Here is a 26988-nt window from a genome sequence, read left to right on the forward strand (position 1 = left end):
CCTATTCGACGCTCAGTTCATCGTCGAGCCAATAGTCGTAGAGCCAGTCGTGAGAAACGTCGTCGAGGGCAGCGACCCACTCGACGAACGCACCCCGTACGCGGTAGTCGCATCCGTCGACTTGAAGGACGGCGTAGAAACCCCACTGTCCCAGTTGTTCGCCGCCGACACCGTGGACGAACCGAGCTTGTCCAACCCGCCCCTATTGCTCACCGCAAGATTCCGCGCGAGCCGCGCCTTGCCGGTGGCGAAGTAGAACCCCGCCTCGGCATTGGCGTACGCGGTGTTCCGGTTGAGAACGATCGCGCCGGTGTTGGAGTTCTCGGTGAAGCCGTTGAGCGAGTTGTCCCACGCCGCGTTGTTGTTCACGACGTGCGCGACGGCGACACCCCCGCCGCCCAGCTTGAACCCGTTCCCGTTGCCCTCGAACGCCGAGTCGCTCCAGCGGTTCTTGCCATTGCCGAAGGCCCAGGAGTGCTCGATGGTGACGGGCGAGGAGAACTGCCACAGGTCGAGGCCGTCGTCCGAGTTGTTGTACAGCCGCGCGCCGGTGATCTTGTTGCCGGTGCCGGAACCGAACTTGATGGCGATGCCGTCGGCGTTCTGGCCGTGGCCCGCCGCGTCGTAGTTGCCGTAACTGTCCAGGTTCTGGACGAGGTTGTTGGTCGTACCGTCGCCGCGCAGGGTGAAGCCGGAGTCGCCGTTGTTCGCGGTGACCAGGTTCTTGAAGATGCCGCCGACGGACGAGGTGGCGACGAAGCCCTGGGCGGGCGACTTCTGCCAGGTGATGTTCTGGACGGTCCAGTAGTCGCCGTAGATCCCGGCGAGCCAGGAGCCGGCGGCCAGCTTGGAGCCGTCGATCTTCACCGTCTCGCTGCCGTACGCGGTGAGCGTGATGCGCGTAGAGCTGGTGCCGTTCGCCGTGGACTTCAGCGTGGACGTCGGGTAGTACGTGCCGCCGCGCACCTGGATGGTCGTACCGGCGGCGGCATTGGCGACGGCCGACTCGAGCTGGGCGGTGGTGGAGACGGTGACCGTGGTGGAGGCGGCCTGTGCCGATCCGTTGTCCGAGAGGCCGAGGTAGACGCCACCCGCCCCCGCGGCGACGGCCACCGCGGCGGCGATCGAAAGCGTGCGGGTCCTGCGGTGGCGTCCGATGCTCTGACGCACGGGGCGTTCCTTTCCTAGGGAAATGGGAGAGCTGCGAAGCGGGCCGGAGGGGCCGCCCCGGCCCGCTTCTGATCCCTGGTCGCCGCTGTGGCTGGAAAGGTTGCCGGGGTTCCTGCGAAAGCGATCGAAATTTTTCGCTCCCCCTCGTCCCGCCCGCACCAATTGACGCAGCGTTTACCACTGGTGACACTCCGAGGGCACGGCATTCAACACAATCCACCAGACCCCCACAGGATGTGTCATGCGAAGCCGGACCGCCCGCACGCTCCGCCTCCCCCTTTTCCCCCTTCTCCCCCTCCTCGCCCTCCTCGCCCTTCTGCTGGGCCTGCTCACGGCACCGCCCAGCCCCGCACTCTCCGGAGCACCGCCCGTGAACCATCAGAAGTACGCCGGTTATCTCTTCACCTACTTCACCGGCGAGGGCACCGCCGACGGCGAGCAGATCCGCTACGCCCTCAGCCGCGGCAACGACCCCTTGCACTGGCGGGAGTTGAACGCGGGCAGTCCGGTCCTCACCTCCACCATCGGCGAGAAGGGGCTGCGCGATCCGTTCGTCATCCGCTCCCCCGAGGGCGACAAGTTCTACCTCATCGCCACCGATCTGAGGATGTACAAGAACTCCAGCGGCAGTTGGGACTACGTCCAGCGCCACGGCAGCAAGTCCATCATGATCTGGGAGTCCACCGACCTGGTCCACTGGACCGACCAGCGCCTGGTGAAGGTCGCCCCGGACAGCGCGGGCAACACCTGGGCGCCGGAGGCCTATTGGGACGACAGCCTGGGTGAGTACGTCGTCTTCTGGGCGTCCAAGCTGTACGCCGACGACGACCCGGACCACAGCGGATCGACGTACAACAAGATGCTGTACGCCACCACGAAGGACTTCCGTACCTTCAGCGAGCCGAAGGTCTGGGACGACCCGGGCTACTCGGTGATCGACTCGACGGTCATCAAAAACAAGGGCAGTTACTACCGCTTCACCAAGGACGAGCGCGATCCCACCTCGTCCAGCCCCTGCTCCAAGTTCATCACCGGGGAGAAGTCGGCCTCGCTGACGAACACGACGTACGACTTCGTCTCGGAGTGCATCGGCAGCGGCTCGATCGACCGCGGCGAGGGGCCGACGGTCTTCAAGTCCAACACCGAGGACAAGTGGTACCTGTTCATCGACGAGTACGGCGGCCGCGGCTACGTCCCGTTCGAGACGACCGACCTCGACTCGGGGAAGTGGACGATGTCGACGAACTACCAGCTCCCGGCCAGCCCGCGGCACGGCACGGTCATGCCGGTGACACAGGCGGAGTACGACCGGCTGCTCGCCGCGTATCCGGCCACCGGGACGTCGGTGGTGGACGCGACGGCGCACGGGCAAGAAGGGTACGCGGTGGTCACCGAGGCCTCGTCCAAGGTCGTCCTGCCGATGAAGCCCGGCACCGATCTCTCACGGCTCGCGCCGAAACTGTGGGTCGGCGCGGGCGCCGAGGTGAGCCCCAGGTCCGGTACGCGCCGCGACTTCCGCACACCGCGGACGTACACCGTGACGGCTGCGGACGGGACGAGCCGGACCTGGACGGTCGAGGCGGCGGTGACCCGAAGTCCGGTCCTGCCCGGCCTCAACGCGGACCCGGACATCCAGTACCTGGACGGCCAGTACTGGATCTACCCGACGACGGACGGCTACGCGGGCTGGAGCGGGACGAGTTTCAAGGCGTACTCGTCGAAGGACCTGGTGCACTGGAAGGACCACGGGGTGATCCTGGACCTGGGTCCCGATGTGTCGTGGGCGGACAAGAACGCCTGGGCTCCGGCGATCGCCGAACGGAACGGCAAGTACTACTTCTACTTCTGCGCGGAGCAGCGGATAGGCGTGGCCGTCGCGGACTCCCCCGCCGGCCCCTTCAAGGACGCGCTGGGCGAACCCCTGGTCGCCAAGGGGCAGTTCACGGGCCAGATGATCGACCCGGCGGTCTTCACGGACGACGACGGCCAGTCGTATCTCTACTGGGGCAACGGGCACGGATACGTCGTGCCGCTCAACGACGACATGGTGTCGTTCGACGCGACGAAGGTGAAGGACATCACCCCGGCGGACTTCCGCGAGGGATCCTTCGTGGTCAAGCGGCAGGGCACGTACTACTTCATGTGGTCCGAGGACGACACCCGCAGCGAGAACTACCACGTCGCCTATGCGACGGGACCGTCCCCGCTCGGTCCGTGGACCAAGCGGGGCACGATCCTGTCCAAGCGCCCGGAGTACGGCATCAAGGGCACCGGTCACCACTCCGTGGTGAACGTCCCCGGTACGGACGACTGGTACATCGTCTACCACCGGTTCGCCCTGAACGGCCCCGGGAAGCCGGGCGGGGACGGCACGCACCGGGAGACCACCATCGACCGCATGGAATTCGCGGCCGACGGCACGATTCTGCCGGTGGTGCCGACCCTGGAGTCGATCCGCCCCGTACGGACCGGGTCCGAGAACTAGCTGACGAAGTACGTCGGGTTCGGGAGCTTGTACGTCTTGTCGGCGTAGCCCCCTTCGAGGTCGGAGTACTGGTCGCCGAAGTTGGCGACGATGTTGTACCCGAGGTCGTCCTCGATGTGCTCGCGGGTGCCGGACTTGTACTGCACGGTCGTGCAGGTCCAGGTACCGGCGGTGGCGCAGTCGCTCAGGTACGCCGGCGGGTTCGCCGTGTCCTTGAGGAACATGTGGTCGGCGTCGAGGTTGATGTCGACACCGACCTTCTTCAGGTTCGCGACCGCGGAGACGCGCTGCGACTCCTTCAGGCCCGAGTTGTAGAAGACCTCGACACCCTTGGACTCGGCGTACGCGACGAGTTCGGGGGTGCCGAAGACGGCCGGACGGTCGGCCTGGGCCACGTAGGTCGCCCAAGAGGCCGAGTTGTACGTGTAGTTGGTCTTCTTCTCGTAGTCGAGCGACAGCAGCAGCGTGTCGTCGATGTCGAAGACGACCGCGGGGTTCTCGCCCCGGTGGTGCGCCTTGCGCGCCGCCTGGTCGATGGTCTTCATGGCGGCGGCGTCGATGCGCGCCAGGTCCTTGGCGTACTGGCTGTCCGCGGACGCCTGGTACACGCCGTTGCTGTCGAGCGTGGTGCCGTAGTAGGTGTCGATGTCCTTGACCAGGAGCCCGATGTTGTAGGGCTCGTGGGTCGAGTTCGCCGTCGACTGGTCGGCGGTGGCGACGCCGGTGCCGTACAGGGCGGCACCGGCGACGGCACAGGTGGCGGCGATCGCCGCTATTCGCAGTGGCTTATGCATGACAGGTTTCTACGCGCGTCACCCCCTTGAAGGCGAGGCCCGTTGCCTGATCGATACATAGTCCACAGACAACTGGGCCTCACCTCCCCCCACGGGATCAGTTCATCGTGGCGCCGATCGTGCTGCTGCCCGTCGTCAGGAACGTGGTCGCGGGCAAAGAGCCGCCCGACTGGCGGGAGTTGTACGTGGTGCTCGCGTCCGTGGAGACGAAGGACGGCGTCGGGATCCCGGAGTCCCAGTTGTTGCCGGCCGACGTGACCGAGGAGCCCTTGCTGACCAGTCCGCTGCCGTTGCTCACCGCCAGGTTCTTGCCGAGCTTCGCGGAGCTGGTGGCGAAGTAGTAGCCCCACTTGCTGTTGGCGTACGCGGTGGTGCGGTTGATGACGATCGCGCCGGTGTTGCTGTTCTCGGTGAAGCCGTTGCCCGCGTTGCCCCAGGCCGCCGAGTTGTTGACGACGTGGGCGACCACCTCGCCGTCGCCGCCCAGCTTGTAGCCGTTGCCGTCGCCCGCGAACGCCGAGTCGGACCAGCGGTTGACGCCGTTGCCGAAGGACCAGGTGTGCTCGATGGTCACGGGGGACGAGAAGGACCAGAAGTCGATGCCGTCGTCCGAGTTGTTGTACAGGCGGGCGCCGGTGATCAGGTTGCCGGTGCCGGAGCCGAACTTCACGGCCACGCCGTCCGCGTTCTCGCCGTGGTTGGCGGAGTCGTAGTTGCCGTACGAGTCGATGTTCTTGACCGTGTTGTTGACGGTGCCATCACCCGTGAGCGTGAAGCCGGAGTCGCCGCCGTTGATGGTCTTGATGTTGCTCCAGTTCGTGCCGGTGCAGGACTGGCAGACGACGGCGCTGTCCGGGGAGTTCTGGAAGGTCATGTTGGAGACGTTCCAGTAGTCGGCGGTCAGCTTGAAGATCCAGTCGCCGGAGGGGAGCGACGAGCCGTCGATCTTCACCGTCTCCGAGCCGTACGCCGTGAGGGTGACCGGGCTGGAGGAGGTGCCGTTCGTCGTGGACTGGAGGGTGGCGGTCGGGTAGTACGTGCCGCCGCGCACCTGGATGACGGTGCCTGCGGTGGCGCTGGAGATGGCGCTGGTCAGTTCGGCGGTCGTGTCGACGACGACCGTGGCGGCCTGGGCCTGGGTGGGCAGAACGGCGAGGCCTGCGCCCAGCGCCAGAGCGGCGCCGAGGGTGAGAGCGGTACGACGAGACATGGAGTGCGGTCCTTTCGTCTCTGAGCCGAGAGTCGATGTGCTGGGGGATTCAGTGGCGTCCGGCGCCGGAGTGGCGCAGGACGTAGTGCTCGACCGCCGACGGGGACGTGAACTGCCGGTAGTCGTAGGCGTCGGCGGGGTCCCAGCCGACGTCGTCCGTGAGGCCCAGGCCGGTCGCCACCGCGTCGAGGCGGGCGGGGCGGCCGTTGAACCAGGAGCCGGTGTCGCGGAAGTGCGTGCCTCCGTAGGCCGCGAGGACCATCGAGGGGTCGCCCTGCGGGTAGGCGAAGACGTTGTGCTCGGAGACGATCGCGGACTCCAGACCGGCGCCGAGCGCGTAGAGCGTGTCCTCGGGGCGGCCCCGGTAGACGTTGTTGACGACGTGCACCTGGCCGAAGCGGACGCGCGGGCCGCGCTGCACGATGTCGGTGAAGAGATCGCGGGCGAAGGTGATCTTGAGGTGCCCGCGGTCGCGGTCGCCTCGCCCGTCCCCCGACCCGATGAGGAGCGCCTTGTCGTGGTCGGCGAACCGGCTGTCGGAGACGGTGATGTAGTCCGAGCCGTCCTCGATGTCGAGCAGCCCGTCGTGCCGCTGGACGTGCTTGCCGTGGAAGCCGACGGGAGCGTCCCGGTCCGGGAAGCGGCCGTCGGTGAAGGTGCAGTGGTCGACCCAGATGTTCTTGCCGGTGACCACCGTCATCGCGTCGAAGCGCGCGTTCCAGTTGCCCTGCGTTCCGTCGTCCGGTGACCAGCTGGTGAAGTGGTCGACCGGAGCCTCCAGGTGGAGGTTGCGCACGATGATGTTCGTGCCGGTGTTGACGGTGAGGAAGACGCCGAGCAGCCGCGCGTCGTCGCCGGCCCCGACGAGCGTGGTGTTGCTGGGGACGGTGAGCTGGATCTGCGCCTTCTCCTTGGTGGAGCCGGTCTGCCGGAGCGTCCGCTGTCGCTTGCAGTAGTCGTAGCGGGTGTCCGACCAGGTCGTGCCGTCCTCGCCGAAGCAGGACATGTACTGGGCGAGGTCGTATCCGGGTGCGTAGTCCTGCTCGCCGAGCAGTGAACCGTCGTCCGCCTCATGGCCGTTGATGTCACCGGCGACGCGGATCACCTTGGGTGCGGTGGGGTCGCCGTCGCCCGCGAGGGCCTCCTTGAGCTCGGCGCGGGTGTGGACGGTGGTGACCGTGCCGCCGGCGCCTCCGGTGGTGCCGCCGTTGACCGAGGCCCAGCCGGCGGGACCTGGGACGGCCTCGGACGCCGCGGACGCCGGGGGCGTGACGGCGCACGCGAGCAGCGCCGCCAGGGCCGCGACGGCCCTACGCACAGGGGCTCCAGTCCCCGAGATACGTCTCGCGCGTGTGCACCTCGGCTTCCGCGTCCGTGAGTTGGGGCCGGTTCTCCGGAACGCTGATCACGGCGCCCGGACCGGTGTTCCGGTACTCCCGGAACCGCATGCTCTGCCAGGGGTAGGCCTCGCGCATGTTGGTGTAGGGCGCCACCGCGTCGATGCCGGGTCCCAGCTCCGTCTCGCGCACGACGAGCGAGGGCCAGGCGGTGGTCTCGTACGACGGGACCCACGGCCGGGCGATCTTGTACGCCGCGTCCTCGGCGCCGGAGGTGACCCGGCTGCGGACGGCCAGGAAGCCGTACGGGTTCGCGCGGGCCGTGGCCGGTGCGAAGACCATGCCCTCGGGCTTGAAGGTGACGTCCCGGTCGAGGGTGTGGAAGTGACAGCGCTCGAAGACGGCGGTGGCCCGCCCGAAGACGAAGTCGACGTCGCCCTCGATGTAGCAGTCCCGGTAGTACTGCCGGTCGAAGGCGGTGAGCGCCGTCGTGTCCGCGAACAGCGTGTCCTGGTGGGCCAGCAGCCGCACCCGCGAGAAGGACGAACGGTCACCGGTGATGTATGCGGCGACCGCCTGCGTCCCCGTGATCTCCGGGTGGTCCGCGCGCAGCCAGTCGTTGGCGATCGTCAGCCCGTGCACGGTCAGGCCGGGCGCCGCCGAGGTGAAGGTGGCGGAGCCCGCGGTGCCGTACGTCCCGGAACCGTCGGGCTTCTGCGTCCCGTTGGCGTGGTCGTACACGATGACGGCGTCGCACGGGTCGCCGGTGGCGCCACGCAGCGTCAAGTCCACAGTACCGGCGGGGATGTTGACGACTTCGCGGTACGTGCCGGGGTGGACGACGATCGTCCAGCCCGGTCCGTCGACCGTGTCCACCGCGGCCTGGACGGAGTCGCCGGGGCGGACGTGCAGGACGCGGCGGTCGCCATGGTCGTGGGCGAAGGCGGGGGCCGTACCGAAAGCGGTCAGGGCCCCGGCCGTTCCGGCCGCCGCGGCGGTCAGGAAGGCGCGTCGGCGCATCTCAGCACCCCTTCCACGGGGTCCACTCGCCGAGGTACGCCTCGCGGGTCGCCGACTCGGCCTCCTCGTCGGTGAGTTGGGGCCGGTTCTCCGGGACACTGATCACGGCGCCCGGACCGGAGTTGCGGTACTCGGCGAAGCGCTGGCTCTGCCACGGGTAGGCGGCCGACATGTTGGTGTAGGGCGCGACCGCGTCGATCCCGGCGTCCAGACGGGTGTCGCGGACGGTCAGCATCGGCCGGGCGGTGGTGTCCGAGCCGGGCACCCAGGGGCGGGCCAGCTTGTAGTACGCGTCCGGGGCCTCGCTGGTGACACGGCTCCGGGTGACCAGGTAGCCGCGCGGGTTGGCGACCGCTGTGGACGGCGCGAAGACGAAGCCGTACGGGGCGGCGGCCAGGTCCGTGCGGGCCAGGGTGTGGAAGTGGCAGTGCTCGTACACCGCCGTCGCCCGCCCGAAGACGAAGTCGACGTCGCCCTCGATGTAGCAGTCCCGGTAGTACTGGCGGGCGAAGGTGCCGAGCGCGATCGAGTCGGCGTACAGCGTGTCCTGATGGCCCAGGAAACGGCAGTGCTCGAAGGCCGAGCGGTCGCCCTGCACCTTGATGGCGACGGCCTGGGTGCCGGTGATCTCGGGGTGGTCGGCGCGCAGCCAGTCGTTGGCGAAGGTGATCCAGCGGGCGGTGAAGCCGTCGGTGCGCACGGTGGTGGTGCCCGACCCCGTGGTGCCGTAGGTGCCCGAACCGTCGGGCTTCTGCTTGCCATTGGCGTTGTCGTACACGACGACGACATCGCGCGGATCCTCCGAGGCGCCGATCCAGGTCATCTCGGTGCCCGCGACGCCGGGCAGGCCGGTCGCCGGGTCGGTCACGCCGACGGAGACCGTCTCGCGGTACACGCCGGCCGCGATGACCAGCGTGTATCCGGCGCCGGTCGCGGCGGTCACGGCGGCCTGGACGGTGGTGTGGTCGCCGAGGCCGTCGGGATGGACGTACAGCGTCCGCTCGGTGAGGCGCGCGGACGGCGAACCGTAGCGCCCGAAGGCGGAACGGCCTCCGGCGCTCGCGGGGGTCGTGGTGAGGCCGAGCGCGAGGGCGGCCCCGGCGCTCGCGACGAGGAAGGTTCTGCGGCTTGGAGGGGTGGTGCGGCTTGGGGAAGTGGTGCGGGAGAGCATGGCGATGCTCCTTCGCTGTGCGGCTCAGTCGAGGAGGGGGTCAAGGAGGGGGAAGCCGGGAGCGCCCGCCCCTGGGTGGGGGCCGGAACGGAACGCGCCCGGAGGGGGGCCGGAGCGGCGCGCCCCCGGATGGGGGGGGCGGTGCGGAGCCGCTCCGGCCGGATCGGGAGGCGGGTCAGCAGATCTTTCCGGCGCCGGCGCCGTGATCGACGATCCGCGGGACGGCCTTCGGCGGGTCGACCTTCGTCCGCAGAGTGGGCGTCCATCCGGCGCCGGACTGGAGCGTCTCGGCCGGGATCTCCGCGTTGTGCACGGCGATCAGGTCGGTCGCCGTGCCGTTGACGTAGTTGTCGGCGGCGGTGAGCGGCGCCTCCTTCCACTTCTTCAGGACCTTCGCCGCGCTGATCCCGTCCGGCAGCGTGAACGCGTTGTGCTCGGCGACGAGTTGGGACTCCATGCCGATGCCGAAGCTGTAGGAGTACGTGGAGTCGGCCACGAAGTGGTTGTTGTACGAGTCCACTTGACCGAAGCGGACGCGCGGCGCACGCTCGACCAGGCCGGTGAACAGGTTGTGGTGGAAGGTGACCTTCAGGTGCCCCCGGTCGACGGCGGCGGTCGACGCGCTGTCGCTGTTGCCGATCAGGATCGTCTTGTCGTGGTCGGCGAAGACGTTCCAGGAGGCGGTCACGTAGTCCGCGCCCTTGACGATGTCGAGCTCGCCGTCGTGCTGCTCGAAGATCCGGCCGTAGTACGTCGGCAGTGTGCTGTCCGGGTGGTCCCCGTCGGTGAACGTGTTGTGGTCGAGCCAGATGTGCGTGGCGCCGTACACCACCGCGCTGTCGTACTCGGAGTTCCAGTTCCCGGTGTCGCCGTCGGTCGGGTCCCACTGCGGGAAGCAGTCGAGGGGGCTCTCGAAGGCGAGGTTGCGGATGATGACATTGTCGACGGCCTTGATCTGAAGGCTCGCGCCCTTGAAGCCCGCGTCCTCGCCGATGCCGACGATGGTGGTGTTGGCGGGGACGAACGCCTTGATGGCGGCGTCCTGGTTGGCGGCGGAGGTGCGGCGCAGACCCTCGGGGCTGTCGGCCGGCTCGGTGTCCAGGCTGGTGTCGTACCCCCAGTTCTCCGGCGAGTACTTGTCCAGGTAGGCGGCGAAGTCGTAGCCGTCGGCGGCGAAGGAGTCGCATCCCTCGGCGTTGGCGTCGATCGTGCCCTTGACCTTGATGATCTTCGGTGCGGTGCCGCCGTCCGCCAGGGCCGCCTTGAACTCGGCCCAGTTGGTGACGGTGTAGACGTGCGCGGCGTCGGCGGCCGCACCGCCCGTGGTCCCGGTGCCGTCGGAGGCCCAGCCGTCACCGGCGGTGAGTGTCTGGCGGCCGAGGTCGCGGGGCTGGGCCTGGGCGGAGGTTCCGGTGACGGTGAGGACGAGGGCGGTGCAGCCGATCAGCGCGGCCACACGCGCTGTGGCATGCCCATGCCATCTCTGTGTGTTCATTGTGCGGCTCTCTCTTTCCGTCGGGTCAGGGGTCAGGGGTCAGGCAGTGGGCCAGGTGATCCAGGACTCGGGGATCTCCTCGTCGAGCCGGCGCACGTCCCGGGGCGTGAGCACCCGGCGGTGCAGCAGCTCGGCCGCGACGAGGCGGGCCACGGCGATCGCACCGGGCGGGTTGAAGTGCGTGTTGTCCTGCTCGGTCTCGGTCCAGTTGAAGTACTTCTTCGTCTCCTCGACACCGAGCTTCTGCCACAGGGCGAGCGACAGTGCCTGGATGTCGAGCAGCGCGACATGCTCGTCCTCCGCGAGGGCGCGCATCGACGCCGGATAGTCGCCGTGCGTCGGCAGCGCGTTGCCGTCCGCGTCGAACTTCCTGCGCTCGACGGAGGTGGCGAGCACCGGCCGCGCGCCACGGGCCCGCGCCCCGTCGACGTACTGACGCAGGTAGTCCTGGTACGTCGTCCACGGCTCGGTGTAGCGGGTGGGGTCGGCGCTCTTCTCGTCGTTGTGCCCGAACTGGATGAGCAGGAAGTCGCCGGGCCGGATCGCTTCGAGGATGACGTCCAGGCGCCCCTCGTCGACAAAACTCTTCGAACTCCGCCCGTTCACCGCGTGGTTCGCGACCTTCAGATCCTCATGAAGGAAGAAGGGAAACGCCATGCCCCACCCGGTCTCGGGCGCGGCATCGGCGTACTTCTGGGCGGCGGTGGAGTCACCGGCGATGTAGAGCGTGCGCACGCGTCGGGCTCCCTTGGGTGCAGCGGTCGCGGGGGCCGTCGCGGCGACGGCGAGGGGAACGGCGGCGAGGGCTGCGCTGGTGACCTGTCTGCGGGTGAGGGACACAGGGGGTGCCTTTCAACCAGGGGGTGAGGAGGGCTTTTCAGGGGCGCGGGGAACTGCGCGCCCAGCCACGGCCGGTCCGGAGACGCGATACAACCCAGCACCCCCGAACCGACCGCGCACAGAAAACGACCCGGACTAGTGGTTCGCCTTCCAGTCCGCCTGCGCCTTGTTCAGCTGGTCGGCAAGCGTGTTCAGGAAGTCCTTCGCCGACATCTTCCCGAGCAGCACCTTCTGGAAGTTCGGCTCGTTGTCGGTCTTCGAGATCGTGTTCCAGTCCGGCAGGTAATACGGCAGCTGCACAATCTTCGTCGAGGAACCGTTCAACGCCTCGGCCGCCAGCTTCGTCGGCTCGGACGACTGCACCCACGCGTCCTGCGCCGCCTCCGTGTTCGCCGGAACCTGCGCCGCCGACTCGTTCCACTTGCTGTTGGCCTCGTGGGACGCGGCGAACTCGATGAACTTCCAGGCCGCCGACTTGTTCTTGCTGGACTTGAACAGCCCGAGCCCGTCCACGGGGTTGGAGATCTGCACCCGCGTGCCGTCGTCCAGCGTCGGGTTCGGAATGCCCTTGAACTTGCCGCTCAGCGCCTTCTCGTGGTCCGCGTAGGAGCCGAGGTTGTGGCTCAGCATCCCGATCGTGCCGGAGTCCCACTGCGCGACCATCTTGGTGAAGTCGTTGTTGACGTCGGCGGACGGGGTGTCCTTCTTGTACAGCGCGACGTACTTCTCCAGCGCGGTCACGTTCTTCGGGTCGTTGACCGTGGTCTTGTCGCCGTTCCAGAACTCGGTGATGCCGCTCTGCCCGTACGTGGCGTCCAGGGCCTGCGCGATCGAGCCCTCGCCGCCGCGGATGGTGTAACCGAACTTGTTCTTGCCCGAGTTGGTGAGCTTGTCGGCGGCCGCGTAGAACTTGGTCCACGTGGTCGGCGCGTCCAGGCCCGCCGCCGTGAACAGGTCGGTCCGGTACCAGAGCGTGCCGTTGTTGGCGGAGGTCGGCACGGTGTAGGTCTTGCCGTCGCCGCCGGCGGCCTTGACGCTGGCCAGGAAGTTCGCGCTGAGCTTGCCGTTCAGCGAGCTCTTCGTGAGCCGGCTGTCGAGCGGTTCGAGGGCGCCCTGCGCGGCGACCTCGGCGAGCATCGCGGTGCCCACCCCGCCGACGTCCGGCAGGCCGCCGCCCTGGATGGCGGTGTCGTACTTGGACTGGACGCTCGCGGCGGGCACCCCGACGTAGTTGACCTTGATGTCCGGGTACTTCTTCTCGAAGTCCTTGATGATCTCCTTCCAGACGTCGGTACGGACACCGCCGTTGTTGTCCCAGAAGGTGATCTCGCCCTTGCCGGAGCCCTCGTTGCCCTTGTCCCCGGCCGAGCCACTGCCGTCGTCGCCGCAGGCGGTGGCGGTGAGCGCGAGCACGGAGCCCAGGGCGACGGCCATGGCGGCACGCCTGGTTCTACGGATGCTGATCTTCATTGGTCGGCTCTCTTCTTCTGGATCCAGCGGGGTTGTGGTGGTGCTGCGGTGGTACGAGGTGGTGCGGGGGTGTTGTGGGGTCGCGTCAGCGGTACTGGGCTTGCGGCGCCCAACCATCCGTTCCTGCGAGGTAGTTGGCGACCGTGTAGCCGGCCGCGTCCGCGTCGCTGAGCTGCGGCCGGTCAGCGGTGACGGCGGCGCCGGGTCCGTACGTCCGGTACTCGGCGAACCGCGCTTCCTTCCACGAGAAGCCGCTCATGTCGGTCCACGGCGAGGCCTTCACCGCGGCCGGCAGCTCGGTGTCGCGGAACAACACCTGGGCGACCGCGTCGGGTTCGCCGCCCGGGTGCCAGGGCCGGCCGAGGTGGAAGGACCCGGCGGGCGCGTCGCTCACGACCCTCGACCCGGTGATCAGGAACCCGTACGGGTTGTCCTTCCAGGTCGAAGCGGCCGTGAGATAGCCGTTGTTGGTGGTGGAGCCACGGCTGAGCGCGCGGATGACCGATCGCTCGACCACGGTGGTCGCGCGTCCGTAGAGGAAGTCGACATCGCCCTCGATGTACGAGTCGCGGATGTAGACCCGGCTGATGAGGTTCAGCTTGGGGCTGTCGGTCATCAGGGTGTCCTGGTTGCCCAGGAAGGCCGTGTTCTCGAAGACGATCCGGTCGCCCGTCGTCTTCATCGCCAGCGCCTGCTCGCCGCTGTACTCGTACGCGGCCTCGTCGAAGTCGTTGCTGAAGGTGAGGTCGCGCGCTGTGACGTCGTTCGCGGCGATCCGCACGGTGGCGCTTCCGGTCGAGCCGCCGAACTGTGCGGGGGTGTCGTAGACGATGACGGTGTCGGAGCGATCTTGTCCAGTCCCCTGAAGCACCAAGTTCGGCTTGGTCGCCGGGATGTAGACCTTCGCGCGGTACGTTCCGGGCGCGATCGCGATGGTCACGGGGCTGTCGTTGCCGTCGGGCACGGCGTCCACGGCGGCCTGGACGGTCGGGTAGTCGGCAGGCACGTTCAGCACGGTGCCGATCCGCGCTTGGGGACCTGAGAACTTGGCGACCAGCGCGGGAACGGCGGCCGCCGGGTCCAGCCGGTAGGCGTAGAAGTCGTGCGGGTCGAAGGCCGTGCCCCACGCGTCGTGCCGCCCGGTGGTGTTCTTCAGAATGGACCCGCGCTGCACCAACTCGGCGGTGGCGTCGGCCTGATAGGGGTGCTGGACCCCGTCGTAGTAGCTGTTCTCGATGACCATCTTGGTCTGCCCGCGCGACCAGTTGCCGTACGTCCAGACCGGGTCGCCGTCCGCCACCTGCGCCGACAGATAGTTGTTGTAGAGGTGCGCGTAGGCGCAGTTGTCGGCGGACGGATTGCGCTGCTTGGTGCCGTTGAACCAGTTGTGGTCGATGGTGATCTGCGTCTTGACGTTGGCGGTCCAGCCGATGCCGAACGCCTTGTTGTGGTTCGTGAACTGGTTGTAGGAGACGGTGATGTACTGGCTGTCCTTGCGGATGTCGAGCAGCCCGTCGCCCATGTGCGTGAAGCGGTTGTGGTCGATCCAGACGTGGTCGACGGTGTCCATCTGGATGGCGTCGAAGTCCTGTGTCTTGCCGGCCCAGTCGCCCTCGACGTAGGAATCGCGGATCGTCAGATTGCGGATGATCACGTTGTGCGTGCCCGGGTTGAGGTGCAGCTCCCCATGGACGATCTCGCCGGTGTCACCGACGCCGGTGATCGTCTTGTTCGAGGCCACGACGATGTCGGAACCGAAGGGCTCGACGGCGACGGCTCCCGAGACCCGGATGACGTACGGCTCCTCGGCGGCCGCGTACTTCGCGAGCGAGGCCTGGTCGGTGACGGTGACTACCTTGCCGCCCGCGCCGCCGGTGGTCCCGCCGTCGAGGGAGGCGAATCCGTGCGGCTGATCGCTCCACCGGTCCATCGTCGAAGGTGTTTTCGATGCGGCTTCCGAAAGTGCTTTCGGTGGGGCATCGGCAGCCTTCGCCTGGCCGACAGCCCCCAAAGTCAGGGCTGCCACCAGTCCGACGACGGCGGCCAGGGTTCTCCCCAGGCCTGAACCTGGCAAGCGCTTGCTATGGAGGTGCGTCATTGCGGCTCCCAACAGGCGTACGGATGGCAGGAATCGACCCTCAGGGGGTCGCGGTGATGCGGAACTGCGTGAACGAGGCCGCGCCGGCGTGTCCCCCGCCGACGGGTGCGAGCGCGAAGAGCCCGAGCAGGGCGCCGACCCAGCGCCAGGGGGTGGCGGCGAAGACCTGGCCGGAGGGGATCCGGCCGTCGCCGACGTCGTACGAGAAGCGACAGCGCGCCCCGGCGCCGATCTCGATCCACAGCCGGGCCCGCCCCTCGGGCGCCGCCGGCGGATGCGCGGCGTCGCGCTCCCGGTCGGCGACCGACTCGGCGAACCGGTGCACGAGCCGCACCGAGCCGTCGTGTTCCCGCTGGAGCCCGATCCAGCTGAACGCGTCCCCGAGCACGGCGAGTCCGGCCCGCGCCCCCGGCTCCTCGCTGTCGAGCCGCAGCCCGACCTCGACGGTGGCGGAGGTACCGGGCAGCCGCTGGGTGAGCACGTTCGGGAGCTTGCGCAGATCATGCGCGTCGACCGTCCGTACGCAGCTCAGCCGCAGCCCGTCCCCGGAGTGCTGGGTGGCCCAGCCGTCCTGCGGATTGGCGGTCCACTGCCACTGGCGCCCGTACCGGCCGCCGGGGAAGTCGTCGTCCGTGGCAGGCGCGGACGGCGGCTGGGGCGGCAGATCCGGCTTCTTGTGTACGGCGACGGGGGCGCCCTCGTCGCCGAGGACCGGCCAGCCGTCCATGCCCCAGCGCATCGGTTGGAGGTGGACGACCCGGCCGTACGGGCCACGCTGCTGGAAGTGCGCGAACCAGTCCTCGCCGGCCGCCGTGCGCACCCAGCCTCCCTGGTGCGGGCCGTTGATCTCGGTGTCGCCCTGCTCCAGGACGATCCGCTCCTCGTACGGCCCGAAGAAGCCGCGTGAGCGGAAGGCGCCCTGCCAGCCGGACTCCACTCCCCCGGCGGGTGCGAAGATCCAGAACCAGCCGTCGTGCCGGTAGGCCTTGGGCCCTTCCAGGGTGAACCAGCCGGGGATCCGGTCGGCGTCGACGATCACCTTGCCCTCGTCGAGCAGTCCGGTGCCGTCGGGACGCATCCGGTGGCCGGTGAGCCGGTTCTTCACGCCCGCGCGGGACTTGGCCCAGGCGTGCACGAGATACGCCTCGCCGGTCTCCTCGTCCCACAGCGGGCAGGCGTCGATGAGCCCCTTGCCCTCCTTGACCAGGTGTGGACGGGTCCAAGGGCCTCTGATCTCGGGGGCGTTGACCTGGAAGATCCCGTGGTCGGGGTCGCCCCAGAAGATCCAGAAGCGGTCGTCGTGATGGCGCAGGGACGGCGCCCACACCCCGCAGTCGTGCCGGGGCTTCCTGAAGTCGCTCGCGGGCTCCAGGAGTTGGAGGGCGTGTCCGACGAGCGTCCAGTTGACCAGGTCGCGGGAGTGCAGCAGCGGCAGGCCCGGGGCGCGGCCGAAGCTGGAGGCGGTGAGGTAGAAGTCGTCGCCGACGCGGAGCAGGTCGGGGTCGGACCAGTCGGCGTCGAGGACGGGGTTGCGGTAGGTGCCGTCGCCCAGGTCGGCGGAGGTCAGGGCCATCACGGGCTCACCGCCTTCCGTGCCAGCACGGCGGCCTCGGCCCGGTCGAGGGCGCCGTCCGCGACGACGGTGACGACCCGCCGTACGACCGTCTCCCCGGCCGCGACCGGCAGCCGTGTCTCGTGTGCGAGGGACGAGCCGACCCCCGGGTACTCGGCGGTGCGCACGAACCAGGGGTCGCGGCGGGTCGCGTCGGTGGCCCCGGCGAACACGAGCGTCCAGGTGGCGCCGGAAAGGGCGAGCCAGTCGGCGCGGGTGCCGTGGATCGCCTCCTCGCCCTCGGTGCCGGCGGTGAAGACGCGCGGCGCCTCGGCCTCTTTGCGGGCACGCCAGAAGAAGCCGCCGTAGGCCGCGCCGGGCCGCCCGTTGGTGGCGGGGCTTCCGATGGACAGCTCGTGATCGGTCGTGTTGGTGAGCGAGAACGTGAAGTCCAACGCCCAGGCGGTTTCGGTGAGTTCGGCCGCCGCGACCGTACGTCGCTCGCGCAGCAGCTCGCCGCCCGCGGCCACCCAGCGCAGCTCCTCCACGAAGCCGTCGGGGTCGCGCAGCTGGAAGGCGGCGTGCCGCTGGGCGCCGTGGTTGTCGAGCTCGGTGGGCCCCTGGTCGCGTACATAGGTGCGCCCGCCCCAGAAGTTGTGCCCCTCGACGTCGGGAACGGCGACACCGACGCCGAGGTGGTGTGCGTGGTCGGCGGGGCTGAGCTCGGTGACAGCCGTGCCGGCCAGGGTGGTGACGGGGTGCAGATACGGACGCGGGGAGAGCTTGGGCGGCAGTGCGGGCCGGGTGATGTACCGGGCGACGGGGCGGCCCGCGATGCGCAGGACGAGTGACTCGTTGTTCATCGGGCGCTCACCTCGTTCAAGGCCGCCCAGGGGGCGCCCAGTTCGGAGTAGAGGGCGAGGGTGTCGGCGGCGGCCGCGACAAGTCCGTCGATGCCCCGGACGACCCGGCGGTTCTCGCCGGGCAGCAGCTCCCAGGCCTGGTCGGGCAGCGCGACGGGGTCGGGCGCCCGGCGGATCGCGTCGACCACCTTCATGAAGGCGCCCGTCGACTCGGGCGTGACCAGCAGTTCGGCGCCGTCCGTCAGATGTGCGACCAGGTTCTCCAGCAGGTCGGTGCGGCCGTACTCGATCTCCTCCGGGCCCCGCCCGGACCGCTGTACGAGCACGCGGTCCTGCTTGTACCAGAAGGTGATCCGCCCCTGGGCGCCGTGCACGAGGACGTACGGCTCGTCGGGCCGTTCGGCGCAGAGCGTCGCGGCGACGGTGATACGGCCCTTCGCGGTGACGACGCGCACGCACGAGGTGTCGTCGGACTCGATGTCGTTGGCGCGCAGCAGCTCGGTCTCGATCCCGGTGATGTCCTCCGCGCGGGTGGAGCCGTCCAGCGCGAGGGCCGTGGCGACGGCGTGCGCGAGGGGGTTCGTCAACACCCCGTCGACCACGTCCACGCCGTTCATGCGGCGCTTGCCCGCCCACGGCGCGCGCCGGTAGTACGCCTCGTCGCGCGCCCAGGCCCCGGCCCCGCCGATCCCGATCACCGTGCCGAGCGCGCCCTGGGCGATCAGCTCACGGATCGCGGGCACCGCGTGCGAGCCGAGCGACTGGAAACCGATCTGGCAGACGACTCCGGCCGCGGCGACACCGTCCGCCATCCTGCGGAACTCCGCGTAGGACGGCGCGGGCGGCTTCTCCAGGAGCAGATGTACGCCCTTCCGCGCGGCGATCAGCGCCAGGTCGGTGTGGGTGGGGATGGGCGTGCAGATCACCGCGATCGCGGCGCCGGTGGAGTCCAGGAGGGCGCCGAAGTCGGCGGACTGCTCCGGAAGTCGGCCCTGGAAGTCCTCTTTGAGCTCCTCCTCGCCGAGCGGGTTCAGCTCGCAGATGCCGACGAGTCGTACGAGACCCTTCTCCTGGAGGCGGCCGATGTTCCGCAGATGCCAGCGGCCGTGACCGCGGGCGCCCGCGAGGACGACCGGCAGCGGGGCTTCCTTCGCGTGGGGCGTGCTCATCGGACCCTCCCCGCACCCGCGCCGCGCTGTACGTCGCGGTCGGCCTGCCGGGCGCTGTCGATCGTCCCGTGCAGCGTGGGCATCCAGCCGACGTCGGCGGTCAGGTCGCGCTCGCTGCCGGAGTTGTAGGCGTTGTAGATGGCCAGCAGATCGACGGGGAAGCCGTTGAAGAGCGTCCCGGTCTGGTGCAGGGCCGTGCCGTTCCAGCTCTTCACGAGGTCGGCGACCTCGACGTGGCTGGGCGTGGTGAAGGCGTTGTTCTCGGCGTAGACCGCCGACTCGGTGGAGACCCCGAGCGAGTAGCGGTACTCGGAGTCGGCGGGCACCACGTACCGGTTGTCGTAGACGTGCACCTTGCCGAAGCGGACGCGCGGCGCGCGCTGGACGACGCCCTCGAACTCGTTGTGGTGCAGGGTGACGCGGAGTCTGCCGCGGTCCCCGGTCGCCGCGTCGCTGTTGCCGATGAGCATCGCCTTGTCGTGGTCGGCGAACCGGCTCCAGGAGACGGTGACCAGGTCGGAACCGGTGGTGATGTCCAACAGGCCGTCGTGGCGCAGGTAGTTGCGGCCGAAGTAAGTGGGTTCGTCGGCGTCCGGGTGGCCCTTGTCGCTCGCGGTGATGTGGTCGATCCACACATGGGTGGCGCCGCTCAGCCAGAGGGTGTCGTACGACGTCTTCCAGTCACCGAGGCCACCGGTGTTGGGCTGCCAGACGGGGAAGCAGTCGTAGGCGTCGCGGAGTTCGAGGTTGCGGACGATGACGTTGTCCGCGTTCTTGACCTGGAGGCTGGCGCCCTTGAGCACGGCACCGGAGCCGAGGCCGACGATGGTGGTGTTGGGGCCGACGGGGAGTTCGACGCGCGCGGCCTGTGCGGCGGCCGAGGCCTGCCGGGCCTCCTCCTGCGCACCGCTGGGCTTCGCCGAGCCCCAGGTGCGGGGGTCGTACGCGGCCAGGTACTCCTTCAGGACGTACCCGTCCGTCGCGTAGTCGTCGCAGTCCAGGTGATGGCCGTCGTCGTCGGTGTTGGCGTCGATCGTCCCCGCGATCTTGATGATCTTCGGGGTGGCGCTGCCGCCGTCGAGGGCGCGGACCAGCTCGGCACGGCTGCGTACGGTGAAGACATGGGCGTCGTCGGCCGCCGCGCCACCGGTTGTGCCGCCCTCCGCCGCCGCCCAGCCGTCGTCCGCGGCCAGGGTGTCGCGGCTGATGTCCCGGGCGTCGGCGCCGGCCGGAGTGCTGAGGACCACTCCCAACAGGCCGACCACGGCCGCCACTTGAAGAAGACGTCGCTTCCCGGAGCTCATCCCTTCACCGCCCCCGCGCTGAAGCCGGTGATCAGCCACTTCTGGATGAAGGCGAAGACGATGACGACGGGGACGGCGGCGATGATGCCGCCCGCGGCCAGCGCGCCCAGGTCGACGCTGTCGGAGCTCATCAGGGTGTTGAGGCCGACGGGGATGGTCTGCTTGCTCTGGTCGCTGAGGAACATCAGGGCGAACAGGAAGTGGTTCCAGGCGTGCACGAAGGCGAAGGAGCCGACGGCGATCAACCCGGGCCGCAGCAACGGGAGTACGACGATCCGAAAGCCGTTGAAGCGGTTGCAGCCGTCGACCCAGGCGGCCTCTTCCAGCGAGGGCGGCACGTTCCTGATGAACCCGCTGATGAGGATCATCGACAGCGGCAGCTGGAAGACCGTCTCGGCGATGATGACACTACCGAGCGAGTTGATCATCTGGAGCTTGGCGAAGATCTGGAAGAGCGGGACCAGGAGCAGCGCCCCCGGCACGAACTGCGAGCAGAGCAGCGCCAGCAGGAAACCGCGCTTGATCTTGAAGTCGAAGCGGGCGAGCGCGTAGCCGCCGGCGAGCGCCACGACGGTCGTCATCACCAGCGTGGCGACGGCGATGAGCACGCTGTTCTGGAAGTAGGTCCCGAAGCTGCGCTCGTTCCACACCTTGTCGAAGTGCTCGAAGGTCATGGGCCAGGGCACGAGCGAGGTCGAACCGGCCGGGCGCAGCGCGAAGAGGAGGATCCAGTAGAAGGGGATCAGGGTGAAGAGCAGGTAGATGCCGAGGGGCACGTAGATCTGCCAGCGCGGGACCTCGTCCCAGGCGCGGTGCTGCTTCCCCGCGGGGCGCATCGGGACGGCGATCCCCGCGCCGGACTCCGGGGTGCCCGGCACGACGACCGTGCGGGTGTTGGACTGGGCGTCCTCGGTGATCACTTGTCCCCGCCTCCGAACTTGCTCAGTCGCAGGTAGACGATCGAGCAGAAGAGCAGAATCACGAACGCGACCGTGGTCAGGGCCGACGCGTAGCCGAAGTTGTGCGCGTCGACGCTGGTGTTGGCGATATAGAGCGGGAGGGTCGTCGTCTCGCCCGCGGGACCACCGCCCGTCAGCGTGTAGAGCAGGTCGACGTTGTTGAACTCCCACACCGCGCGCAGCAGCGTGGACAGGACGATGGCGTCCTTCAGGTGCGGCAGCGTGATGTGCAGGAACTGCCGGAAGCGGCTGGCGCCGTCGACCTCGGCGGCCTCGTACAGGTCCTTGGAGACGGACTGGAGATCGGCGAGGATCAGGATCGCGAAGAAGGGGACACCGCGCCACAGGTCGGCGACCACGGCCGCCGGGAAGACGGTGGAGGTGTCCGACAGCCAGCTCGTCCCGTACTGCCCGATGCCCGCGTCGGCGAGGTAACGCGTAATGCCTGTCTGGGAGTTGTAGAGCAGCACCCAGATCGCGGAGGTCAGCACACCGGAGACGGCCCACGGCGAGAAGACCAGCGCGCGGCCGATGGCCCGCCCCACGAAGGTCTGGTTGACGATCAGCGCGAGCGCCAGACCGAACAGCAGTTGCAGGCCCACCTCGACGATGACCCACTTGGCGCTGAAGGTCAGCGTGTCCCAGAACTGGGGGTCGTCGGTGAAGGCGTGCGTGAAGTTGTCGAAGCCCGCGAAGCCGTTGCGCCACGGCTTGGTCGGGTTGAAGTTCTGCAGGCTGTAGTAGAAGACGCTGATGACGGGGTAGGCGATGAAGCCCAGCATCAGCAGCGCCGCCGGGGCGATCAGCAGATACGGGAGCCTGCGCGGGGTCGCGGAGGCACGGCGTCGCCGGGGTGGCGCGGGCGGTTTCGCCACGGCTGCGGCTTGGGCCATGACTGTTCTCCGTTTCTCGGGCGTTCTCGTGCGTTCGTGCATTCGCGTGGTGAAGCGCTTCGCGTACGTTGTTCGATATCTCGGCCAGTGCGGCCGAGGGTGGTTCAGCCCGCGTACGGGTCCTGCACCGTGCCCGGCCTGGCCAGGAACTCGAAGTCGCAGCCGGTGTCCGCCTGGGTGATCTGTTCGTTGTAGAGCGCGCCGTAGCCGCGCTCGTAACGGACGGGCGGCGGCGTCCACTCCGCCCTCCTGCGCTCCAGCTCCACGTCGTCCACGTTGAGTTGAAGCGACCGTGCCTCGACGTCGAGGGTGATCGTGTCCCCGGTCCGCACCAGCGCGAGCGGCCCGCCGACGTACGACTCGGGCGCCACGTGCAGCACGCACGCGCCGTAACTCGTGCCGCTCATCCGGGCGTCGGAGATCCGCACCATGTCCCGTACACCCTGCTTCAGCAGATGGTCGGGGATGGGCAGCATCCCGTACTCGGGCATGCCCGGACCGCCCTTGGGCCCGGCGTTGCGCAGCACCAGCACGCTGTCCGCCGTGATCCCGAGAGACGGGTCGTTGATCGTCCGCTGCATGGTCTTGTAGTCGTCGAAGACGACCGCGGGACCCGTGTGCTTGAGCAGCTGCGGCTCGGCGGCGATGTGCTTGATGACCGCGCCGTCCGGGCAGAGGTTGCCGCGCAGGACGGCGACTCCGCCCTCGGCCGCCACCGGGTTCTCCCGGGTGCGGATGACGTCGTCGTTGTGGACCTGCGCACTCGCCAGCTGCTCCCGCAGACTGTCGTACGACACCGTCGGGCGGTCCAGGTGCAGCAGATCGGTGATCCGCGACAGGAACCCCGGCAGGCCGCCGGCGAAGTGGAAGTCCTCCATCAGGTACGTCTGGCCGCCGGGCCGTACGTTCGCGAGCACGGGAACCGTGCGGGCGATGCGGTCGAAGTCGTCGAGGGTGAGGCGGACGCCCGCCCGGCCGGCCATCGCGATCAGGTGGATCACGGCGTTGGTGGAGCCGCCGAGGCCGAGGACGGTCGTCACCGCGTCCTCGAAGGCGTCGGCGGTGAGGATGGCGGAGAGTCTGCGGTCCTTGTGGACTTGTTCAACGATCCTCATGCCGGATGCCGCGGCCATCCGATCGTGCCCGGAGTCCACGGCGGGGATGCTCGACGCGCCCGGGACGGTCACGCCGAGCGCCTCGGCGGCCGCCGTCAGCGTGGACGCCGTACCCATGGTCATGCAGTGACCGGGCGAGCGGGCGAGACCGCTCTCCAGCTCGGTCATCTCGCAGTCCCCGATGAGCCCGGCGCGCTTGTCGTCCCAGTACTTCCACATGTCGGTGCCGGAGCCGAGGACCTCATTGCGCCAGTGGCCCGGCAGCATGGGCCCGGCGGGCACGAAGACGGCCGGCAGGTCGACGGAGGCGGCCCCCATGAGCAGGGCGGGCGTGGACTTGTCGCAGCCGCCCATCAGCACGGCCCCGTCGACGGGGTAGGACCGCAGCAGCTCCTCGGTCTCCATCGCGAGCATGTTGCGGTAGAGCATCGGGGTCGGCTTCTGGAAGGTCTCACTCAGCGTGGAGACCGGGAATTCGAGCGGGAAGCCCCCGGCCTGCCACACCCCCCGCTTCACGGCCTGCGCACGGTCGCGCAGGTGCACATGACAGGGGTTGATGTCGCTCCACGTGTTGAGGATCGCGATGACCGGCTTGCCCAGGTGCTCCTCGGGCAGATAGCCGAGCTGGCGGGTGCGGGCCCGGTGGCTGAAGGAGCGCAGCCCCGACGAGACGCCGCTGCCGTACCACTGGTGGCTTCTGAGGTCCTCGGGCCGTCTGCGCTGCTCGTCGTGGCTGTTCATATGGACCATCCGGCGGCTATCGCGGCGACCTCGGCGCGCTCGCTCTCGGGCAGCGGCTTGCTCGGCGGCCGGACGTCACGGCGGCACAGCCCGAGCGAGGCCAGGGCCTCCTTGACCACGGTGACGTTGTTCGCGGAGGCGTTGGCCGCGCGCAGCTCCTCGAAGCGGCGGATCTGCTCCCAGACCTTCATGGCGGCCGGGTAGTCGCCCGATCGAAGCGCTTCGATCATGTTCAGCGAAACGGACGGGGCGACGTTCACGAGCCCCGAGGTGAAGCCCGTGGCACCGGCCGAGAAGTACGAGGGCGCGTACGGCTCGGCGAGCCCGGCCACCCACACGAACCGTTCAAGGCCCGCGTCCCGGGCGAAGGCGGCGAAGCGCGCGGCGTCCGGAACGGCGTACTTCACCCCGATGACGTTCGGGCACACATCGGCGAGCTCGGCGAGCCGCGCTCCCGCGAGCAGCGGATTGCGGATGTAGGGAACGACGCCCAGCTCGGGCACGGACTCGGCGATGGCCCGGTGGTAGTCGACCCAGCCGCCCTCCGACACATACGGATGCACGGGCTGATGGACCATCACCATCTGCGCACCGAGCGCGCGAGCGTGCCGCGCCGAGGCGACGGCGGTCGGCACGTCATGTCCGACACCGACGAGAACGACCGCCCGGTCCCCGGTCTCCTCAATGGTCAACTCGGTGACGAGCTGCCGCTCTTCGGGCGTCAAGGCGTAGAACTCACCGGTGTTGCCGTTCGGCGTGAGGGTCTTCACCCCGCCGTCGAGCAGTCGACGCAGCAGGGCCCGGTGGGTGTCGCGGTCGATCGTGCCGTCCTCGGCGAACGGAGTCACGGGGATCGCCACGACCTCGGCGAGCGCCGCCCGCTGGGTCTCGTACGTCGCTGTCATTCCTGTTCATCCTCTTCCTGGCCCTGGGGGAAGGCCCGTTGCACGAACGACGCGATATGGGCGTGCAGCGCGCCGGCCGCGCCATCGGCGTCACCGTCGAGGGCGAGTCGCAGAATCTCCCGGTGCTCGCTCGCCTCGCGCTCCCAGGACGGGTCGGCGGCCCAGGCGACCGCCGAGACCAGGGCGGCCTGGTCGCGTACTTCGTCGAGCATCCGGCCGAGCAGCGGATTGCCGCAGGACACGTACAGGGCGCGGTGGAACTCCCGGTTGGCCAGGGAGCGTTCGGCGGTGTCGGCGGCTTCGTCGGCACGCGTCAGCGCGTCACGCGCGGCGGCGAGCGACGCCTCGCGCCGCACGGTCCGCCGCAGCGCCTCCGGTTCGAGGAGCAGCCGCACGTCGTACACCTCGCGCGCCATGTCCGCGTCCACCATGCGCACCGTGACGCCCTTGTACTGGTTCATCACGACGAGCCCGGTACCGGCCAGGGTTTTGAGCGCCTCGCGCACGGGCGTCTTCGACACCCCGAACTGTGCGGCGAGCTCGGTCTCGACCAGGGCCTGTCCCGGGGTCAACTGCCCGGTGAGGATGCGGTGTTTGATCCCCTCCAGCACGAACTGCGTGCGGGACGGGATCGGGGTGGGCACAGAGGTCATGCGCGCCTCTCGGATCTCACGTGTCGGATCGCGGGCTTCCGATCGCGTGTATCGGATCTCGCATATCGCGTCTCATATATGACGTACGAAGTACGACGGGTTGAAGGTAGGAGCGCGCCTGTGTTTCGTCAACGCTTCTGACAAAAGAAGTTGGAGTGACCGGTGAGCCGGCCCTCGGTGTCAGAGGCTCACGATGTCGCCCTCGCGGGCGGTGGAGGTCCGGCCGCCGAAGACGACGGCGGCGCGCTCGGTGGCGGACTCCGGGGTGAGGGTCGGCCCCACATGGGTGACCAGCAACTCCCGTACGCCGGCCTCCTTGGCCACGGCCCCGGCGTCCTCGGGTGTGAGGTGCACCGGGCGTTCGCCTCCGCGATGCCGGTCGATGTCCGCCTCACAGAGGAACAGGTCGGCGCCGGCGGCGAGTTCGGTGAGCGCCGGGCAGGGACCGCTGTCCCCCGAGTACGCGAGAACGCTCCCGTCGCACTCGGCCCGCAGCCCGTACGCCTCGGTGTCGTGCACGACGGCACGCGTACGAAGGCGCAGTTCGCCCACGCGCGTGTCATGCCCGTCGTACAGGGTCCGGAGGTCGAAGACCCCACTCAGGAACCCGGAATCCCGCTGCCCGAAGAACCCGGCGAGCCGCTGCCCGAGCTCGGGCGGCCCGTACACGGGAAGAGGGGCGGAGGGGGTGAGCCCGCCGTACGCCAGCCCGTACATGGCGGAGAGGAGGTCGGCACAGTGATCGGCGTGCAGATGCGAGATCCAGATCGCGTCCAGCCGCGCCGGATCCGTATGCCTCTGCAATTCGGCGAAGCTCCCGGGCCCGGCGTCGACCCACACCTCGGCGCCCCCGCCGCTCAGCAGATAGCCGGAGCAGGGGCGGCCGGGCCCCGGGTGGGGGGAGGCGGTGCCGAGGACGGTGAGGGCGAGAGACATGCGGGGAGCGTACGGAACGACCGCGCGCCGGACTCCCCTTTTCCGGTACTCCAGGGACGCTTTCCGGTACCCCAGGGGCGCTGCGGCTGCTGGCATGTCGCGTGCGCCGCCACTCCGCCGGCTCCCCAGGTGTCCTCGCACGCCACGACTCGGCGGCTCCTCAGGTGCCTGTATGTACCGGCGCCCTACAGCGTCCTCGGTGTCTGTATGTGCGGATGCCCTACGGCTTCCAGCCGGGGTCGCGTCCGCTGAGCCCGATCACCCGGTCGAGCAGCGGTGCGTCGTCCGGCACCGGTACCACCGGCCCGAAGAGACCCCCGTCCCTGCTCGGCTCCTCGGCCGCGGCGGCGAGGAGCCCATGTGACGCCTGCAAGGCAGCGGCATCGGGCTCGTACTCCTGGCCGGTGGCCCGGGCGAGATCCCACCCGTGCACCACCAGCTCGTCGGCGGCGACGACGGCGGCCACCGCACCCGGCAGGGAGACCCCGCCCGCCCGGGTCTCACCCGTCCAGGCGGCCGGGTCGCGCCAGGCCTCGGCGAGCTCGTCGAGCGCCTTGGGCAGGGCCTCGCGCCAGCCGGCCTCGATGTCGGGCACGAAGGAGTCCGGGCTGGTGGCCGTCGTAGGGCCCAGGTCCTTGCGCGCGGCGTCGCGGAAGGCGATGACCAGCCCGGCCACATGCCCCAGCATGTTGTGCACCGCGAGCCTCGGACAGGGGGTCACGCCGTCGAGTTGCTCCTCGGTCACGCCCTGCGCGAGGCGCGCCACGATCAGGGCCTGCGGTCCGAGGTCGAAAGTCTGGCCGGTCAT

22 protein-coding genes are annotated in these 26988 nt (G+C 69.1%); 1 reads left to right on the forward strand and 21 read right to left on the reverse strand.

All coding sequences use genetic code 11. From position 1 onward, the window contains the following. Window positions 1–12: 12 nt before the first annotated feature. Complete coding sequence (locus AB5J50_RS12400) at window positions 13–1170, reverse strand: right-handed parallel beta-helix repeat-containing protein (protein ID WP_369257514.1); 1158 nt, start codon at window positions 1168–1170, stop codon at window positions 13–15. Between the two features lie 241 nt (window positions 1171–1411). Between AB5J50_RS12400 and AB5J50_RS12405 the strand changes: the two genes are divergently transcribed. Continuing rightward, window positions 1412–3655, forward strand: coding sequence for a family 43 glycosylhydrolase (locus tag AB5J50_RS12405; RefSeq protein WP_369257515.1), 2244 nt, complete (start codon window positions 1412–1414; stop codon window positions 3653–3655). On the opposite strand, the gene AB5J50_RS12410 is transcribed toward AB5J50_RS12405, so the two are convergent. The 20 genes from AB5J50_RS12410 to AB5J50_RS12505 form a co-directional block, all read right to left on the reverse strand. Beyond that, window positions 3652–4449 carry an HAD family acid phosphatase gene (locus AB5J50_RS12410; RefSeq protein WP_327427773.1) on the reverse strand — a complete coding sequence of 266 codons (798 nt, stop codon included), beginning with the start codon at window positions 4447–4449 and terminating at the stop codon, window positions 3652–3654. The two genes, AB5J50_RS12405 and AB5J50_RS12410, sit on opposite strands and share 4 nt — an antisense overlap. Window positions 4450–4546: 97 nt before the next feature. After that, on the reverse strand, window positions 4547–5659 hold the full coding sequence (locus AB5J50_RS12415; protein ID WP_369257516.1) for a chondroitinase-B domain-containing protein: 1113 nt from the start codon (window positions 5657–5659) through the stop codon (window positions 4547–4549). Window positions 5660–5708: 49 nt separating this feature from the next. Beyond that, window positions 5709–6977: a polysaccharide lyase family 1 protein gene (locus AB5J50_RS12420; protein ID WP_369257517.1), complete on the reverse strand. Its 1269-nt coding sequence runs from the start codon at window positions 6975–6977 to the stop codon at window positions 5709–5711. Next, complete coding sequence (locus tag AB5J50_RS12425) at window positions 6970–8016, reverse strand: pectinesterase family protein (protein ID WP_369257519.1); 1047 nt, start codon at window positions 8014–8016, stop codon at window positions 6970–6972. The genes AB5J50_RS12420 and AB5J50_RS12425 overlap by 8 nt, the downstream gene beginning before the upstream one ends. A 1-nt stretch (window position 8017) precedes the next feature. Beyond that, window positions 8018–9187 (reverse strand): pectinesterase family protein, encoded by a 1170-nt coding sequence (locus tag AB5J50_RS12430; RefSeq protein ID WP_369257521.1) that lies wholly within the window; start codon window positions 9185–9187, stop codon window positions 8018–8020. Between the two features lie 175 nt (window positions 9188–9362). Next, window positions 9363–10682: a polysaccharide lyase family 1 protein gene (locus tag AB5J50_RS12435; RefSeq protein WP_369257523.1), complete on the reverse strand. Its 1320-nt coding sequence runs from the start codon at window positions 10680–10682 to the stop codon at window positions 9363–9365. A gap of 39 nt (window positions 10683–10721) precedes the next feature. After that, on the reverse strand, window positions 10722–11522 hold the full coding sequence (locus AB5J50_RS12440; protein ID WP_369257525.1) for a rhamnogalacturonan acetylesterase: 801 nt from the start codon (window positions 11520–11522) through the stop codon (window positions 10722–10724). A gap of 135 nt (window positions 11523–11657) precedes the next feature. Continuing rightward, on the reverse strand, window positions 11658–12992 hold the full coding sequence (locus AB5J50_RS12445) for a sugar ABC transporter substrate-binding protein (RefSeq protein ID WP_369257527.1): 1335 nt from the start codon (window positions 12990–12992) through the stop codon (window positions 11658–11660). An 85-nt stretch (window positions 12993–13077) separates the two neighbouring features. Beyond that, window positions 13078–15090 carry a pectinesterase family protein gene (locus AB5J50_RS12450; protein WP_369257529.1) on the reverse strand — a complete coding sequence of 671 codons (2013 nt, stop codon included), beginning with the start codon at window positions 15088–15090 and terminating at the stop codon, window positions 13078–13080. 40 nt (window positions 15091–15130) lie between these two features. Beyond that, window positions 15131–16663 carry a family 43 glycosylhydrolase gene (locus AB5J50_RS12455; protein WP_369257531.1) on the reverse strand — a complete coding sequence of 511 codons (1533 nt, stop codon included), beginning with the start codon at window positions 16661–16663 and terminating at the stop codon, window positions 15131–15133. Continuing rightward, window positions 16663–17505: a PmoA family protein gene (locus AB5J50_RS12460; RefSeq protein WP_369257533.1), complete on the reverse strand. Its 843-nt coding sequence runs from the start codon at window positions 17503–17505 to the stop codon at window positions 16663–16665. Before AB5J50_RS12460 ends, AB5J50_RS12455 begins: the two co-directional genes overlap by 1 nt. Then, entirely contained in the window at window positions 17502–18674 is a 1173-nt protein-coding gene (locus AB5J50_RS12465) for a Gfo/Idh/MocA family protein (protein WP_369257535.1), read from the reverse strand. The genes AB5J50_RS12460 and AB5J50_RS12465 overlap by 4 nt, the downstream gene beginning before the upstream one ends. Then, the gene (locus tag AB5J50_RS12470) at window positions 18671–19978 is read right to left on the reverse strand and encodes a polysaccharide lyase family 1 protein (RefSeq protein WP_369257537.1); all 1308 of its coding nucleotides are present in this window, start codon (window positions 19976–19978) and stop codon (window positions 18671–18673) included. The genes AB5J50_RS12465 and AB5J50_RS12470 overlap by 4 nt, the downstream gene beginning before the upstream one ends. Further along, window positions 19975–20814 (reverse strand): carbohydrate ABC transporter permease, encoded by an 840-nt coding sequence (locus AB5J50_RS12475; RefSeq protein WP_327434960.1) that lies wholly within the window; start codon window positions 20812–20814, stop codon window positions 19975–19977. Before AB5J50_RS12475 ends, AB5J50_RS12470 begins: the two co-directional genes overlap by 4 nt. Before the next feature lie 80 nt (window positions 20815–20894). Then, window positions 20895–21830, reverse strand: coding sequence for a sugar ABC transporter permease (locus tag AB5J50_RS12480; RefSeq protein ID WP_330303679.1), 936 nt, complete (start codon window positions 21828–21830; stop codon window positions 20895–20897). A 104-nt stretch (window positions 21831–21934) separates the two neighbouring features. Then, window positions 21935–23686 carry an L-arabinonate dehydratase gene (gene araD, locus AB5J50_RS12485; RefSeq protein WP_369257540.1) on the reverse strand — a complete coding sequence of 584 codons (1752 nt, stop codon included), beginning with the start codon at window positions 23684–23686 and terminating at the stop codon, window positions 21935–21937. After that, window positions 23683–24591, reverse strand: a complete 909-nt coding sequence (locus AB5J50_RS12490) for a dihydrodipicolinate synthase family protein (protein WP_327427788.1) — start codon at window positions 24589–24591, stop codon at window positions 23683–23685. The genes araD and AB5J50_RS12490 overlap by 4 nt, the downstream gene beginning before the upstream one ends. Then, window positions 24588–25244 carry a GntR family transcriptional regulator gene (locus AB5J50_RS12495; protein WP_327427789.1) on the reverse strand — a complete coding sequence of 219 codons (657 nt, stop codon included), beginning with the start codon at window positions 25242–25244 and terminating at the stop codon, window positions 24588–24590. The genes AB5J50_RS12490 and AB5J50_RS12495 overlap by 4 nt, the downstream gene beginning before the upstream one ends. 180 nt (window positions 25245–25424) lie before the next feature. Then, window positions 25425–26180, reverse strand: coding sequence for an MBL fold metallo-hydrolase (locus tag AB5J50_RS12500; RefSeq protein ID WP_369257542.1), 756 nt, complete (start codon window positions 26178–26180; stop codon window positions 25425–25427). 220 nt (window positions 26181–26400) lie between these two features. After that, window positions 26401–26988, reverse strand: a complete 588-nt coding sequence (locus AB5J50_RS12505) for a TIGR03086 family metal-binding protein (protein ID WP_369257544.1) — start codon at window positions 26986–26988, stop codon at window positions 26401–26403.

Source organism: Streptomyces sp. R35 (assembly GCF_041053035.1).
GTDB lineage: Bacteria > Actinomycetota > Actinomycetes > Streptomycetales > Streptomycetaceae > Streptomyces > Streptomyces lutosisoli.

Coding starts and splice junctions, on each gene's coding strand:
- AB5J50_RS12405 (WP_369257515.1), top strand. CDS start 1,412: ATGCGAAGCCGGACCGCCCGCACGCTCCGCCTCCCCCTTTTCCCCCTT.
- AB5J50_RS12410 (WP_327427773.1), bottom strand. CDS start 4,449: ATGCATAAGCCACTGCGAATAGCGGCGATCGCCGCCACCTGTGCCGTC.
- AB5J50_RS12415 (WP_369257516.1), bottom strand. CDS start 5,659: ATGTCTCGTCGTACCGCTCTCACCCTCGGCGCCGCTCTGGCGCTGGGC.
- AB5J50_RS12425 (WP_369257519.1), bottom strand. CDS start 8,016: ATGCGCCGACGCGCCTTCCTGACCGCCGCGGCGGCCGGAACGGCCGGG.
- AB5J50_RS12430 (WP_369257521.1), bottom strand. CDS start 9,187: ATGCTCTCCCGCACCACTTCCCCAAGCCGCACCACCCCTCCAAGCCGC.
- AB5J50_RS12435 (WP_369257523.1), bottom strand. CDS start 10,682: ATGAACACACAGAGATGGCATGGGCATGCCACAGCGCGTGTGGCCGCG.
- AB5J50_RS12445 (WP_369257527.1), bottom strand. CDS start 12,992: ATGAAGATCAGCATCCGTAGAACCAGGCGTGCCGCCATGGCCGTCGCC.
- AB5J50_RS12450 (WP_369257529.1), bottom strand. CDS start 15,090: ATGACGCACCTCCATAGCAAGCGCTTGCCAGGTTCAGGCCTGGGGAGA.
- AB5J50_RS12455 (WP_369257531.1), bottom strand. CDS start 16,663: ATGGCCCTGACCTCCGCCGACCTGGGCGACGGCACCTACCGCAACCCC.
- AB5J50_RS12460 (WP_369257533.1), bottom strand. CDS start 17,505: ATGAACAACGAGTCACTCGTCCTGCGCATCGCGGGCCGCCCCGTCGCC.
- AB5J50_RS12465 (WP_369257535.1), bottom strand. CDS start 18,674: ATGAGCACGCCCCACGCGAAGGAAGCCCCGCTGCCGGTCGTCCTCGCG.
- AB5J50_RS12470 (WP_369257537.1), bottom strand. CDS start 19,978: ATGAGCTCCGGGAAGCGACGTCTTCTTCAAGTGGCGGCCGTGGTCGGC.
- AB5J50_RS12475 (WP_327434960.1), bottom strand. CDS start 20,814: ATGCGCCCCGCGGGGAAGCAGCACCGCGCCTGGGACGAGGTCCCGCGC.
- AB5J50_RS12480 (WP_330303679.1), bottom strand. CDS start 21,830: ATGGCCCAAGCCGCAGCCGTGGCGAAACCGCCCGCGCCACCCCGGCGA.
- araD (WP_369257540.1), bottom strand. CDS start 23,686: ATGAACAGCCACGACGAGCAGCGCAGACGGCCCGAGGACCTCAGAAGC.
- AB5J50_RS12490 (WP_327427788.1), bottom strand. CDS start 24,591: ATGACAGCGACGTACGAGACCCAGCGGGCGGCGCTCGCCGAGGTCGTG.
- AB5J50_RS12495 (WP_327427789.1), bottom strand. CDS start 25,244: ATGACCTCTGTGCCCACCCCGATCCCGTCCCGCACGCAGTTCGTGCTG.
- AB5J50_RS12500 (WP_369257542.1), bottom strand. CDS start 26,180: ATGTCTCTCGCCCTCACCGTCCTCGGCACCGCCTCCCCCCACCCGGGG.
- AB5J50_RS12505 (WP_369257544.1), bottom strand. CDS start 26,988: ATGACCGGCCAGACTTTCGACCTCGGACCGCAGGCCCTGATCGTGGCG.